This is a genomic window from Cyclonatronum proteinivorum (assembly GCF_003353065.1).
GTDB classification, from domain to species: Bacteria; Bacteroidota; Rhodothermia; order Balneolales; family Cyclonatronaceae; genus Cyclonatronum; species Cyclonatronum proteinivorum.
On record NZ_CP027806.1, the window covers coordinates 1,812,859 to 1,827,749 of the forward strand.

Here is a 14,891-nt window from a genome sequence, read left to right on the forward strand (position 1 = left end):
TCAACAGCGTCTCCATAAAGAAAATGGACAAATACAAAAACAAATACCGCATTGCCTCCGCCCGTGCCCCGTTTTGGGATTACGGTTGGAATGCCGCGTATTTTGTAACCATCTGCACACACAATCGCGAACATTGGTTTGGGAAAATTTCAGGTGGGGTGATGGATTTATCGGCAATGGGTCATGTTGCCAATTCCTGTTGGTATGAAATCCCGAATCATTTTCCGTTTGTGGAATTGGGGGCGCACGTTATAATGCCCAACCATATACTCGGCATTGTTATCATCATTAAACCGGATGATGGTCGCAACGTAGAGACGCAAAATTTTGCGTCTCTACCACCGCCACCGCCACCGCCACCGCCACCGCCACCACCGCCACAAACGCCACCATCAAAACCATCGGAAACGGATACCAAACCCAAAAACCAATTCGGTCCCCAATCCAAAAATTTGGCATCCATTATCCGTGGTTTCAAAATTGGGGTAACCCAAAATGCCCGACAAATCAATCCAGATTTTGCCTGGCAATCACGATTTCACGATCACATTATTCGTGATGACCAATCGTATCAAAAAATATCAGAATACATTATAAACAATCCCGCCAATTGGCAAGACGATAAATTTTACAGCACAGCACAATGACACAAAAAGACCAAGATAGATTAGGAAAAACCCTTTGGACAATAGCAGACAACCTGCGTGGCGCCATGAATGCAGATTCCTTCCGGGATTACATGCTTTCATTTTTGTTTTTGCGCTACCTATCAGCCAATTACGAAGAATCGGCTAAAAAAGAATTGGGTTCAGACTACCCCAAACTGTCAGAAGATGACGGAAGAACTGCTTTAGCGATTTGGTATGAAGAAAATGCAGAAGATATATCTGAGTTTGAAAAGCAGATGCGCAGAAAGGTGCATTATGTTATCAAGCCTGAGCATTTGTGGAGCAATATTACCGAACTCGCAAGAACGCAAAGTCCAGATTTGCTCATCACCTTGGAAGAAGGCTTCCGCTACATTGAAAACGAATCCTTCGATAATTCTTTCCAAGGCTTGTTCTCTGAAATCAACCTGAATTCGGAAAAATTAGGTAAAACACCTTCCGACCGAAACAAAAAACTCTGCACCATCATCCAAAAGATTTCAGAAGGCATTGCGGAGTTCTCTACCGACACCGATACGTTAGGCGATGCGTATGAATATTTAATCGGTCAGTTTGCCGCAGGTTCAGGAAAAAAAGCGGGTGAGTTTTATACGCCACAGCAGATTTCAACCATTCTTTCCAAAATCGTAACGCTCGATAGTCAAGATCCATCAACAGGACCAAAACAGAAATTGGACAAAGTATTGGATTTCGCCTGTGGTTCCGGTTCATTGCTCTTGAATGTGCGTAATCAGCTCAAGGAACAAACCAAAGGTGCTGGCACCATTGGCAAAATCTACGGTCAGGAGAACAACATCACCACCTACAACCTGGCTCGTATGAACATGCTTTTGCATGGCATGAAAGACACAGAGTTTGAAATTTACCACGGTGATACCTTAAAAAACCAATGGGACATTTTGAACGAGATGAACCCATCCAAAAAAACCGAATTTGATGCCATAGTCGCCAATCCGCCTTTCAGCTTGCGTTGGGAGCCTAATGAAGCAATGGGAGAAGATTTCCGCTTTAAGAGTTACGGACTTGCCCCAAAATCAGCCGCAGACTTCGCCTTCTTACTGCACGGATTTCATTTCCTAAGCGGTGAAGGCACCATGGCCATCATACTTCCGCACGGTGTTTTATTCCGGGGCGGAGCAGAAGAACGCATTCGTACCAAACTGCTCAAAGACAATCACATAGATACTGTAATTGGTTTACCCGCCAACTTATTCTATTCGACAGGTATTCCTGTCTGCATTCTCGTTTTGAAGAAATGCAAGAAAGAAGATGATGTCTTGTTCATCAATGCCAGTGAACATTTCGTAAAAGGCAAACGCCAAAACACACTGAATAAAGACAACATCAAGAGTATTGTAGAAACCTACAAATACCGTCAGGAAACAGAGCGCTATTCTCGTAAGGTTTCTATGGACGAAATTGAGAATAACGGTTACAACCTGAATATTTCCAGATATGTAAGCACGGCAGAAGATGAGATTGAAATTGACTTAGACAAGGTCAACGAAAAACTGACTTCAATAAACGAGCGGATTGAAACGAAGACGAAAGAACACAACGAATACCTAAAAGAACTGAAACTAAAAACAATATAAACGGACAGAAATACCTACGCTTCAAAGCCACACACATTGCCAAGCCGCACAAGCCTACGCTAAAACCAAAGCTTGGCTGCAGCGTGTGGCTGCCCAACCGCACGACAACAACGACCGAAAAACCAACGGACGAAAAAGAACACCGAAGCGATAACATGCGTTTGGCCCAATGGCGGGTGACGTGGTTAATTGAGCATTCTAACTCGCATCAACTTTTGTGGTGTATTGACAGTTTTGTGCTCCGAAATCCGCCACTGCGCCAAGCGCCAAAACGTTTTTTATTCTTAAATCGCCACCTCACACGATTTTGGAAACCCAGCAAGTATTAAAAACCATCCATGAAAAACTTCGTGACGATGGCTTCACTCAGGTGCAAGGATACAACAGATTTGGTTACGTTCGAGAGATCAATTCCTCTGTTATTGTATCCCGTCAAAATGGGCAGGACACACCCATTCCATGTAAGAAAATTGCACTTGCTATAGGGGCTGTAAAAAGATCGGTCGGTTTATGTTAAGGGGCCATCAGGTTTGAGGGCTCATGGTATTACCCATATCAATTCGCCAGTATGGTCATTACTGCACCTTGTTCCCTTGTCAGAGTACTGAGCCAATTTGGTGCTTTAGCACTCCTTGAATATTCCGGCGTAAATTGCCCCGCGTTATTATCACTCCCTCCAATAAGCCTGTAACCCAACTACAGTCTGTTTCCCAAACAGCCGTTTGTATTCCGCAATCCCTTTCCCTACCTTTCATCGTAAACCAACGATAAAATTTCAGGCACATGAACCTTCAAAAAATTTCCATTGATGACCGGCAGCTTCAGCGGTCAGCTGAGATAGCTAAGGCGCTGGGGCATCCGGCGCGGATTGCGATTCTGAAGATTCTCGCGGAGCGGACGAGCTGCTTTTGCGGGGATATCACCGAAATCCTGCCGCTGGCGCAATCAACGGTTTCGCAGCATCTGAAGGCGCTGAAAAATGCGGGCCTGATTAAAGGAGAGGTCGAAGGGGTGAAAACCTGCTACTGCCTTAATCCGGATGGCATACGCGAGCTTCAAACGGTGCTGTCTGAACTATCCGCGCAGCTCGTTAGGACCTGCTGTTAGCGCCGACCCCCCAAAAGCAAGGGGCCTCGCGTTGATTTGGGGTGGCCGATCTGTCACGAAAGACCGTGATGCTCTCGGAGTTTCACCCAAAAATTAAAAAAGCAGGAAATGCCCCGGCAGCCGGGCGTCCGCTTACAATCGGTTTTTCCAAAGCTTTGCGTAGCCTAAAGGAAGCCGGATTTGATAAACAGGTTGAACCCGTATTTGGAATCCGGCATAATTCATCGTAAATTTACGATGAATTGAATTTTCCCCTTAAAAAAAAACAGCATGAAAGCAAGCCTTGAAATTTATGATCCCGCGATGTGCTGCAGTACGGGCGTGTGCGGCCCTGATGTTGACGATGCCCTGGTGAATTTTGCGCAAGATGTGAAATGGCTCAAAAGCAAAGGCATTGAGGTGAAGCGCTTTAATCTGGGTCAGGAACCGGAGGCGTTTAAGATGAATGTTGCGGTGCTCACGCGGCTGCAAAAAGCGGGGGCCGATGTGCTTCCGGTGATTCTTGTGAATGATTCGGTCGCTTCGGAAGGCCGTTACCCCGACCGGCAGGAGCTTTGTGCATGGCTCGGCATCCATGCGGAGACGGGGGACAGGCATGTGCTGGAAACGCCCGCAAACAGCCTGCTGGAAAAACTCAGGGACAGTGTCGTCGCTGGCGATACCGCTGGAATGCGCGGGTTGTTTGTTGAAGCGCAGTCGCAGGGCATCGCGCTGCAGGCGCTTGTTGAGGCGATGCAGGCGGGGCTTGATACCCGGCAGGCGGCTACGCAGGAACTCGTTGAGGCGGCCAATGCGCTGCTGGGCGTATCCCAAAGCTGCTGCACACCCGGCGGCGGATGCTGCTGAACAGCCGCCTTTAGTCATTATAATTTTAAATTTTAGAGATGCACCATGAATTTATCTGACCCGACCCCCTATATTTTTTTCACCGGCAAAGGCGGGGTAGGCAAAACTTCCCTTGCAAGCGCAACGGCCATCCGGCTTGCCGACAGCGGGAAATCGGTGCTGCTGATTTGCACCGATCCGGCATCCAACCTGAAGGACGTGCTCGAAACGGAGGTGACCGAAAAGGTGGGTCCGGTAAACGGCGTGCCGGAACTGCATGTGGTGAATATCGACCCGGAGCAATCAGCCGAAGCGTACCGGCAGCGGGTGGTTTCGCCCCTGCAGGATATTCTGCCGCAGCGGGACCTTGACCGCATCCGGGAAGAGCTTTCCGGGGCCTGTACGACGGAGATCGCCGCTTTTGATGAGTTCGCGCGGTACATTGCCGGTGACGGGGAGCACAAACCCTATGATGTGATCATTTTTGACACGGCCCCAACCGGCCACACGCTGCGCCTGCTTGAGCTGCCGGCGGCCTGGAGTGCCTTTATTGATGAGAATCCGGAGGGCGCTTCCTGTATCGGGCCGTCATCTGCCCTGAAAACCAATCAGGCGCGGTACCGGAAAGTGGTTGAGCGACTGAAAGATCCGAAAACAACGACCATTTATTTGGTCACCCGTCCGGAAACAACCGCTTTACGGGAAGCGGACCGTTCCGGTAAAGAGCTGCTGGAAATGGGCCTTTCGAATCAGGAACTGCTGATAAACGGGCTGTTTGAACCGACCGATGACACCGACCTTTTTGCTGTGAAACTCGCTGATAAAATGCAGGAGACGATTGCACACATGCCGGAACGGCTCAAAAACCTGACGCATCACAGCTTTCCGCTGCGACCGTGGAATCTGCTCGGCATTGAAAGGCTGCGGCAGGTTTTCGAGCCGCTGGACAAACAGGAAGCCGAGCGGGTGCGTGAAACCGTGCTTTCGGATGGCCCGGAGACCGCATTGCCGGATCTGAATCAACTGACCGAAGACCTGACACAGGACGCTGATCACGGCCTGATTATGACGATGGGCAAGGGCGGCGTCGGGAAAACGGTGATTGCTGCGGCCCTTGCGCTGCGGCTTGCCGAAAAAGGGTATCCGGTGCACCTCACGACGACCGATCCCGCAGCGCATTTATCGGATTATCTGGAGGGCATCACCCTGCCGGAAAATCTGGAGCTCAACCGGATTGATCCGCAGGCTGAAAAGCGGGCGTACATCGAAAAAGTGTTGCGGCAGAAAGGCAAGGACAAATCCGGGGAGGAACTGCGGCTGCTGAAAGAGGACCTGGAATCGCCCTGCACGGAGGAGGTCGCCGTATTTCATGCGTTTTCGAAGGCGATCCATCAGGCCAAACGAAAATTTGTGGTCGTTGACACCGCGCCTACCGGTCACACCCTGCTGCTGCTCGACACGACCGGCAGCTATCACCGGGAAGTGATGCGCAACAGCGGTTTGGATACAGACAAACTCAAGACGCCGCTGCGCTATTTACAGGATCCGGCCTTCACCAAACTGCTGCTGATTACGCTGCCCGAAACAACTCCGGTTTCGGAAGCTTCCAAACTGCAGGATGACCTCCGGCGATCAGGCATCGAGCCGTATGCGTGGATTGCCAATCAGAGCATGAGCATGCGCATGAGCGCGGCCGCTTCCGGGCTGTCCGACCCGATCTTGCAACTGCGGGCCGCTGCCGAAAAGCCGCTGCTGAAACGTATCGAACAGAAGGAAGCAAAGCTGCTTTATGGCGTGCCTTTCATTGTGGATGAACCGGTGATGATGCAGATGGTGACGGTTTCGGAGAAGTTATCTTGAGGGGGGATTTGCTGCGATTTTTGTGTGGTGGATTTTGATTGGGTTTGTCAGCAAATGTTTGCCCTGTTTAAACTGCCCGGACAGGTGTAAAAGCCGCCATCCTGTTCATCAGTCAAGAAGTGCCTGAGCGTTTTTCTTTACTTCGCTCCATGCTTTTGCAGTTCGCTCACCTTGCTCGTAGCCCTCAATACGCCGCTTGAGTTCTTTGGACCAGGCTTCTTCCGACGCAAATGCTTCTTCCTTTTGCAGGCTATCGATCAGCAAATGCGCCAGTTCTGCGCGTTTTTCGCTGGAAAGTTTAAGCGCTTGGTTAATAATATTCTGATCTGTCATGGTTTTCAGAATTGATAATTTATTTCCGATAGGAGAAAGATGACTGACTGAAAATGAGGCTTAAGGTCTTGTTTCAAAGAAGATAATATAAGTCCCCATTACAAAGAAGCAAAGCTCAAACCCACCCTCTTCACCTCTCCGCTTGTGTTCCGTTGTACTCCTCGACCTGTTCGATGAGCGCAAGGGCTTTCATCAGGGGTGTCCACTCCCTGCCGCTGAAGAGGAGCTGAAACCATTTCTGATTTCGGTTTTCGTACCTTATGTCGCGGAAAACGCAGCGCATTGCGAAGATTATCTTTACCTGCCTTCATCACACGCCTTTGATGGGAAATTCCCCCCTCAAGGCGCGCATGTTGGGTTTGAACCAGTAGATGAGGGCTGGCAGGAAGAAGAGGTCGGCGATGATGGCGGTGAAGATGGTGATGCTTACGAGCTGACCCATGTACATGGTGGAGTCGAATTCGCTGTTGCCGAGGGTGCCGAAGCCTACAAGCAGGATGGCGCTTGTGAGGATGATGGCGCGTCCGGTTTTTTCGGTCGTGACCCGAACCGCGTCGATGAGGGTGCGACCGCGCCGGCTTTCAATCCGGAAGCGGGCGAGAAAGTGAATGCTGTCATCCACAGCAATCCCGAATGCGATCGTAAAGATGACGGCGGTGGAGGGCTTAATCTCAATGCCGAAATATCCCATCACCCCGGCAATCACGAGCAGCGGCATGATGTTGGGCAGCAGGGAAATGATCACGAGTTTGAAGTTCCGGAACAGCCAGGCCATGATCAGCGATATGAAAACGAAAGCAAGGCCAATGCTTGAGGCGAGCGAGCGCACGATATTATCGGTGAGGTCGGCCACGAGAATGGTGGTCCCGGTCATGGTGATACTTTCATTCGGGAAGGTATCCGAAATAAAATCGAGCAGCTCGGCCCGGATCTGATTCATGCGCCAGGAACCGGCGTCGTGTGCCTGTGCGGAAACGCGGATTTGGGAGTAGGTAAAATCGGTGAACTGATCGAGGGCATCGGCGTCGGTGATTTCCATCAGCAGCAGGTACTGCGCGAGCAGGGTACGCGCGTCGGGCAGCGGGTTGAGGGCCGCTTCTTCAGGCTGCATGGTGCGGTGTATTTGCTTCATCAGGGTCGTCAGCGACCGGCTGCGTTCGATTTCATCATAGCTGATGAGCTTTTCTTCCAGCAGGGCGACCCGCGCCAGAAGGTCCGGATCGGTAATGCCGTCATCCTGACCGGTGTCGATGATGATTTCAAGCGGAAACTGCGGACTCAGGCGCTCACCGATCACGTAGCTGTCTGCAATCAGGGGGGAGTCGCGTCCTACATCATCAAAAACAAAGCCGTTGACCCTAAGCTGACTGATCCCGGTTGCGATGAGCACGGTTGCGAGCAGGGTTCCGATCACGACCGCTTTGTGATACCGCAAGGAGAAGCGGAAGGTGGCCTGCAGGAAATTGCCGATGGCGTTGTGCACCCGCGCGCCGGGGAGTCCGCCGGGTGACGTATCCTTAAAATAGGGCATGAGGTTGGGCAGAAGGAATATGGTGATCACATAGGCTACCATAACCCCGATGGCGGTGTAAAGCCCGAAGGTGCGCATGGGCACAACGTTGCTGGTGAGCAGGGTCGCAAACCCGATCGCGGTTGTTACGCTTGTGAGGAAGGTCGCGCTGCCCAGCACGATGAGGCTTTCACGCACCGCCGGCGGTTTTTCAATGCCGGCCATGCGGTTGTCCCTGTATTTGGACAGCATGTGCACCGAATCAGCGACCCCGACGCAGAGCAGAATGGGCGCAATGGTGCTCGTCAGAATTTCAAAATATCCGCCTGAGGCCCACAAAATCACGACCGTAAATAAGATGGTGAGCCACACAATCAGGATGGGTATGACAATTCCCTGAACATTCCGGAAGAGGAACCACAGCAGCAGGATGATGAGCACGGACGATATGCTGATGTAGAAAATGATCTCGCTGTTGAGCACATTCACATACTGATTCCGGAAGTAGGGAATGCCCGCGACGTAGTATTCGAGCCCGTTTTGCGCACTCAGGATGTGCATCAAATCCCCGATGATTTGCTCGCGTACCGGGAAATTGTTCTGATCTTCATCTATCGCAATATAAATCGCGGTGAAGTCGGCGGCATTGCTGATGAAGAGCCCCTGCACAAACGGATCGGCAGTGATCTCTTCCATAAGCGCCTGCCGGTCGGCTATTTCGCCGTTAAGGAAGGGTTCGGCAACGAGCCGCCCGTCAACATTGCGAAGCCGCTGCGCGTCGAGCAGGCTGAGAACGTCGGTGATGTTATCAATGTCTTCGAGCTCCCGCACGAGCTCCCGCAGCCGGGCGATGAAGGCGTCTTCAAGCACATCCGGGTGTGAAAGCCCGATGGCGATTACGTTGTCGTCCCGCCCGTATTCTTCGGAAAATAGCTGATAGGCCTCGATGGTAGGATCGTTCTCGGGGAAGAAGCCTTCGAGGCTGAAGTCGGCTTCAACATTAAGCACAGGATAGATGGAGGCGATGACCAGAATAACCGCGATGGCCAATACCGGCCTGCGGTTCGAAATGATAAAATCAGCGAGACGTTCCAAAAAGGGAAATTCGGGAAAAGGTGTAAGTCATTGGTAGTGAGCAAGCGCAAACAGCTGTAGGTACGGGTGGCATTCCATCAGCCTGCATGATTCGCACGCTCGTGCACGGTCTGCGGACCTGAGCGTGTAATTTTAGTTGGAAGAAAAATGGCTGTCCCCCCCTGAATGTGTGAAGCAGGCGACTGCGCTATTTTGTGCGCTACCTGATTGTTCGGTTTATTATGATGTGTTTGGGAGGAGCGAGGTGGTCTTCCACTGACATGAGCAACATCATCATAAATATGCCGGCGGGATTTTAGTTCTGAGGCATGCCTGCGGCTTAAAAGAACCAGCTTGCCGAGAGGTAAATCAGGCTGTTGCCGCCGTATTGTCTGAAGCTGAGGTGCGGATAGGCGGGGTCCGGGCTTTCTCCGCCGAAGAGCTGCGCGCCGCCGGTGAAGTTGAGGCCGTCCCGTACATTCCAGCTGAGCTCCGGATTGATCCAGAAATCGCGGCCGTTAAACTGCCAGCGTCCCAGCATGCGGGCGTTGAGCTGATCGCGGAAGAAGCTGCGGTTGCTTGTGAGGGTGAGGCCGTGAAACCAGTTGTCCTGCAGGATCTCATACGAAGGGCGGAGAATGACATCCGCTACGTACTGCGCGCTCCAGTTCCAGCCCAAAGCCGAGAACCGCAGGCCGGTCATCCATTTGAGGGCGGGCGTGTAGGTCAGGAATCCGCTGTCTTCTCCGGCTGCGAGGGTCTGACTGAACCGCTCGAGCAAGGCGAGGATCTCGGATACCGGGAGGTCAGGCGGGGTGTCGGCTCCGGCCTGAAGCAGCCGCAGGTCCGACATCGTGAGCGGTCCGGGCAGGGTATCGAAAGGGCGTTCCTGAAACCAGGCAAGTTCAAACGGCAGGCTGAAGCGGTTGGAGGGCCGGTATTCGCCCCAGAAGCCCAGAATCAGGGACGGGCGGTATTGTTCTTCCAGAATCACGCGCTCGGGTATCCGCAGCTCTTCGGTCAGCGCCGTCGTTTCGAAGCGTTTGAAGTAGGCAGGGGTTCGGGTGCGCCAGTACATCAGGGCGACATCGAGGTCGAGGCTGTTCAGGCCGCGCCAGGCAAAGCGGGCGGCAAGCTGCGTATCGCGCAGGCGGATGTCACCGGACTCATAGGGCAGAAATGTAGTGGGAAGTGGGAATATATCGGTCGGCACAATGCCCCATGGACCGTCGTAAGCAGGCAGTCGTGAGGGTTCAAAGGCGGGGTTAACGATAAGCTGCAATTGATTTCGTCCGAAAAACCGGATGTAGTTCACAGCCGTTACGCCTTCCCTTAATTCCCGAAAATCCTGCGTGAGAAACTCGGAGAGATCAAAAGGACTGACCAAATCGAAGATGAAGTCGCCTTCGGTTTGCCCCCACACGATAATTTGTTTTCCGATTTTGAGATCGGATGAATCCAGAAAAAGCTCGAGATAAAGTTCACGCACCCGGAAATCAAGGGAGTCGGTGGAAGCGGAGAAAAGCTGCCGAAGGTCGCCGGTGGCATAAATCCGGCCATCCGGAAAGTCGTGCAGGAAGGTTGAACGGAAGCGGTTTCGGCCTGAAATCAGCGTATGAGGCGGGGTGGTGGTATAGGCCGTATAGGTGCTGACAAATCCGCTAAAGCTTGACTGCGCGAAGGACGGGGGGCTGAAACAGAGGCAAAACAGCAGCGCAGTGACAATGGGAAACAAAAAACGCGCCGGAAAGCGCGTACAGGGAATTGATTTCAGGGAGGGCATTGATGGGGGGCGGAATCAAAATTTGGGTTGTAGTGTGCCCAAGTGAAAGAGAAGAAAAATTCATATTAAAAGCAAATTGATATTTTCGGGAAAAAATCTTAATTTTGCAATGTTGTAGTAGTAATTTAGCTACCTGCCCAAGCCGACTGATTTCATCAGTTTTGAATACTAACCCGTAAACTTCACGAAGCACTTTTACCAATATGGCGCATCAATCTATTGAAGTCAACCTGCCCCTTGCCAAAGTCTATGAAAGCATGAACTCCCCCGTGGATTTCCCGCTCTTTCTAAGTGGTATAAAGGAAGTCATCAAGATAAATTCACAAACTTACGAGTACAGAACCACATTTGGCGGTGAAGACTTTAAGTGGACAACCAACATCATCGATGATCTTCGCAACACCCGTTTTGCGTGGATTACGATTAACGGTAACCTGAATCAGACAGGTACCATCCGGTTCACCCCTCTCGAAAACGGTACCCGCACCCGCGTTGATTTCAGCCTTGATTATCGTCCCTTCTTCGGTGAAGCGGAAGGTGAACTCAATGAATTCATCAATGGTCTTGACGAGCTGCTCATGAAAGACATGGAAAACCTGAGAGTCGCGCTCGAGAATGGTACCCTGAAAGAGAAAGAAGAAACAGCCGATCAGGAAAAAGCCGCTGTTTAAGCTCTTTTTTTAGTTTATCTCGTTTCCGGACTTAACAAAAAAAGCCGTGTACAGTGTACACGGCTTTTTTTGTTGTGTTTTATAAGGCGAAATACGGTTGTGCTTACTGACGTACTTACTGTCCTCTCAAAAGCTCAACTACACCCAATGTGCCCCGCACTACATAATCGAAGGATGACCTTGGCTCATCCATTTGCTGCCTGAGCTGTTCTGCGGGCGGCTGAAGGTGGAAGGTGCTTCTTCGGTAGCTGTGTGATCCTGTTGGTGCATGCATGCCCTGACGCCAGTCGGGTGGTAAAATTGATAGGCCGAAAAAGCTTAGCTTTTGCTGTACCCGCACTTGCCGCTGCAAGGCAGACATCTGACCGGCCCACAAGTCAAGCGGGAGAAAATCCGATGTTTTCTGAAAGACAGGGTTTTCAGCGGGTAAAAATTCCTGCGGTATGGTTGAATGGAGTTCACCGTCATGATAGAGCGATACGCCAAGCTGCGTGGGTATAACATAGGATTCGGAAGTGCTCATCTGACCCTGAACAGCGGCTGAAAGCGCGACGCTTATCATCAGCGTTAGCAAAATATGTCTGGCATAAAGCATGGGAGTGTATGTTTTATTTATGGTTAGATCAGACTTGTACCATAAACTACAAAAAAAGTTTTGGATTTGTTAGGGCACATCAGCGCGCAGGGATATGATGGATTGGAAGGACGGATTGCAGGTGTGGAGACCCTGTGTGCATTTCGCGACGGCCTTCATGCTGTTAACCCGCATTATTCACCAAGAAATTTTCGCTGCCTTTACACCACACTATAATTTGGGCTACCGGTGTTTTTGTAGCTAAGGCAAATTTAAACATACACTTAGCAAATAAATCCTGTTTAATTGTGAATAATGCGGGTTAAACTTACTTTCCAATGTAAAAGCAATGCCTGTATGAGATTCTGAAGTTGGTTTATTGGCGAAAGCTCAATTAATTCAGACTTCGTAATCTTTCACTTAAACCTTTATATATGAAGCAATATCTGTACAGTATGTTGATTGCCGGTGCGCTTGTTCTCGGGGGCTGTGCTTCCGGTCAGCAGGCGGCGCAGCAGTCCGAAGAGCGTCCGCAGCGGGTGCAGCAGTCAGACTACGAGCGTCTGATGGATGAGCCTGATTTTATGGAGACGGGTTTGTTTACCGTTGTGATGAATGACGGAAAGCTTTTCTACGAAATCCCGCTTGCCGAGCTTGACCGCGATATGTTACTCGTCAGCCGTATGGCTGAAACGCAGGTTGGTCTCGGCTACGGCGGGCAGCGCCTGAACAATCAGGTCGTTCGCTGGGAAAAACATCACGACCGTATCCTGTTCCGCTCTATGATGTACAACATCACCGCGGATTCGAGCGACAATATTTTTCGGGGCGTGCAGGCCTCTTCCTTTGCCCCGATTATCGCTTCCTTCAGCATAGAGACCTGGAACCCGGATTCCACCGCGGTAGTGGTGGATGTGTCCCGTCTTTTCAATACCGATGTTGCCGAAATGACGCCCCGCCGCAGGTTTCAGGCCCGCCGGCTTGACCCGAACCGCAGTTTCGTTGACCGCGTGCGCGCCTTCCCCGAGAATATTGAAGTCCGCAGCGTGCTCACCTTTGAGGCCGACCGCGTGCCCAACAGCTGGACCCTCGGCACCATTTCTGTGAAGATGAATCACTCCATGATGCGCCTGCCCGAGACCCCGATGATGCCCCGTTTGCACGACGAGCGTGTGGGCTATTTCTCCGTTTCCACGGTTGATTTCAGCAGTCCGGAGCACCGTGCGGATCGCCGCCGCATGATCACCCGTTGGCGGCTCGAAAAGCAGGATCCCGACGCAGCGCTTTCTGATCCCGTAAAACCCATCACCTTCTGGGTTGATCCTGCGACGCCGGAGTGGCTGATTCCCTTCGTGAAGCAGGGAGTGGAAGACTGGCAGCCGGCATTCGAACAGGCAGGCTTCACCAATGCCATCATTGCGAAAATGGGGCCAACCCCGGAAGAAGATCCCGACTGGAGTCCGGAAGACATCCGCTTCCCAACCGTGCGCTGGTATCCGTCGCAAATCATGAATGCTTACGGACCGCACGTTCACGATCCGCGCAGCGGGGAAATCATCACCTCATCTATCGGGATGTATCACAACGTGATGAATCTCCTCCGAAACTGGTACTTTGTGCAGGGCGCAGCCGTCGATGAGCGGGCCCGCAACCTCCCGATGGAAGACGACCTCATGGGCCGACTCGTGCAGTACGTAGTCGCCCACGAAGTGGGACACACCCTCGGTCTGCCGCACAACATGAAATCCAGCGGTATGGTACCAACCGACAGCCTCCGCAGCCGCACCTTTACCGAGCAGTTCGGCACAACACCTTCCATAATGGATTACGCCCGCATGAACTATGTGGCGCAGCCCGGCGATGATGCGTACATGTTTCCGATTGTTTCCATCTATGATAAATTCTCGATAGAGTGGGGCTACAAGCCTTTCCCGGAAGCCGGCACACCACAGGAAGAGCGTCCGTTTCTCAACGAAATCGCGGCGCGTCAGATGGATGAGCCCATGCTTCGTTTCGGAAATCTCTCAACCATTGATCCCACGCAGCAGCGCGAAGCCCTCGGGGATAATCATGTGAAAAGCAGCACCTACGGCATGGCCAATCTTGAACGGATTATGGGTTTCATCGTGGAATCAGCCGGTCAGGAAGGCCAGGATTACAGCACCCTCGTAGAGCTGTATAACAACGTAGTGCAGCAGCGTAACCGCTACATCGGGCACGTCGTGACCTGGGTCGGCGGGGTTATCAGCCATCAGAAAGTGTATGGTCAGGAAGGCGTCGTGCATACGCCCGTAGCCCGCTACCGTCAGGTTGAAGCGATGGACTGGCTGGTTGATGAAGCCTTTTCGACCCCGCACTTCTTGCTGGCGCCGGAAATTCTTCGCTTGTTCGAGCCGCAGGGCGGACCCGACCGGATCATGCAGGGGCAGCGGATGATGCTGATGCAGCTCCTCAGCGATCAGCGCATACGCCGTATGGCCGAGATTGAAACCACACACGGCTCCGAGATGGAAGTGTACCGGGTCGCGCACATGCTGCGGGATGTGCGTCAGGGCGTCTGGGCTGAGCTTGATACCTCGCGTCCCAACATCGATCTGTACCGCCGCAACCTGCAGCGCGCATGGGTTGATGTCCTCAGCACCCGACTCCATAGCGACAACCTTTCCGGAGAAACCCGCGCGCTCTTACGCGGTAACCTCCGCATGGTCAACACGCAGATAGGACGTCAGATCGGCAATGCCGCAAACCCCGAAACCCGCATGCACCTCGAAGACATGCGCGATGAAATCAGCGCTTTGCTCGATGTCTAAGCCGGGTTTCCTTACTGATTAGGGAATCATGTTATGAAAATACAAAGCCCTGTCTGAGTTCTTCAGGCAGGGCTTTGTTGG

Annotated in this window: 12 protein-coding genes; 7 read left to right on the plus strand and 5 right to left on the minus strand. The window is 51.9% G+C overall.

The features are described from left to right. Positions 1-23 precede the first annotated feature (23 nt). The 5 genes from CYPRO_RS16550 (at position 24) to arsA (ending at position 6,055) form a co-directional block, all read left to right on the plus strand. Positions 24-647, plus strand: a complete 624-nt coding sequence (locus CYPRO_RS16550) for a transposase (RefSeq protein WP_164682618.1) — start codon at positions 24-26, stop codon at positions 645-647. After that, positions 644-2,263, plus strand: coding sequence for a type I restriction-modification system subunit M (locus CYPRO_RS07120; RefSeq protein ID WP_114983957.1), 1,620 nt, complete (start codon positions 644-646; stop codon positions 2,261-2,263). The genes CYPRO_RS16550 and CYPRO_RS07120 overlap by 4 nt, the downstream gene beginning before the upstream one ends. A gap of 783 nt (positions 2,264-3,046) precedes the next feature. Continuing rightward, positions 3,047-3,370, plus strand: a complete 324-nt coding sequence (locus tag CYPRO_RS07125) for an ArsR/SmtB family transcription factor (RefSeq protein ID WP_114983958.1) — start codon at positions 3,047-3,049, stop codon at positions 3,368-3,370. A 270-nt stretch (positions 3,371-3,640) separates the two neighbouring features. Further along, entirely contained in the window at positions 3,641-4,216 is a 576-nt protein-coding gene (arsD, locus tag CYPRO_RS16900; RefSeq protein WP_114983959.1) for an arsenite efflux transporter metallochaperone ArsD, read from the plus strand. A 45-nt stretch (positions 4,217-4,261) separates the two neighbouring features. Further along, entirely contained in the window at positions 4,262-6,055 is a 1,794-nt protein-coding gene (gene arsA / locus CYPRO_RS07135) for an arsenical pump-driving ATPase (protein WP_114983960.1), read from the plus strand. A 108-nt stretch (positions 6,056-6,163) separates the two neighbouring features. Here the strand turns inward: arsA and CYPRO_RS07140 are convergent, their stop codons facing one another. The 4 genes from CYPRO_RS07140 to CYPRO_RS07150 all read right to left on the minus strand — a co-directional run bounded on the left by CYPRO_RS07140 (position 6,164) and on the right by CYPRO_RS07150 (position 10,707). Next, positions 6,164-6,388, minus strand: coding sequence for an addiction module protein (locus CYPRO_RS07140; protein WP_114983961.1), 225 nt, complete (start codon positions 6,386-6,388; stop codon positions 6,164-6,166). Positions 6,389-6,518: 130 nt separating this feature from the next. Then, positions 6,519-6,671 (minus strand): hypothetical protein, encoded by a 153-nt coding sequence (locus tag CYPRO_RS16555; protein ID WP_164682620.1) that lies wholly within the window; start codon positions 6,669-6,671, stop codon positions 6,519-6,521. 27 nt (positions 6,672-6,698) lie between these two features. Then, complete coding sequence (locus tag CYPRO_RS07145) at positions 6,699-8,993, minus strand: efflux RND transporter permease subunit (RefSeq protein WP_114983962.1); 2,295 nt, start codon at positions 8,991-8,993, stop codon at positions 6,699-6,701. Positions 8,994-9,312: 319 nt separating this feature from the next. Further along, positions 9,313-10,707: a DUF1302 family protein gene (locus CYPRO_RS07150; protein WP_124245558.1), complete on the minus strand. Its 1,395-nt coding sequence runs from the start codon at positions 10,705-10,707 to the stop codon at positions 9,313-9,315. A gap of 251 nt (positions 10,708-10,958) precedes the next feature. Here CYPRO_RS07150 and CYPRO_RS07155 point away from each other — a divergent pair, with 251 nt between their 5' ends. Then, positions 10,959-11,426: an SRPBCC family protein gene (locus CYPRO_RS07155; protein ID WP_114983964.1), complete on the plus strand. Its 468-nt coding sequence runs from the start codon at positions 10,959-10,961 to the stop codon at positions 11,424-11,426. Between the two features lie 115 nt (positions 11,427-11,541). Here the strand turns inward: CYPRO_RS07155 and CYPRO_RS07160 are convergent, their stop codons facing one another. Next, on the minus strand, positions 11,542-12,021 hold the full coding sequence (locus tag CYPRO_RS07160; RefSeq protein WP_114983965.1) for a hypothetical protein: 480 nt from the start codon (positions 12,019-12,021) through the stop codon (positions 11,542-11,544). A gap of 413 nt (positions 12,022-12,434) precedes the next feature. On the opposite strand from CYPRO_RS07160, the gene CYPRO_RS07165 reads away from it, so the two are divergent. After that, positions 12,435-14,810, plus strand: a complete 2,376-nt coding sequence (locus CYPRO_RS07165; protein ID WP_114983966.1) for a zinc-dependent metalloprotease — start codon at positions 12,435-12,437, stop codon at positions 14,808-14,810. Positions 14,811-14,891 lie beyond the last annotated feature (81 nt).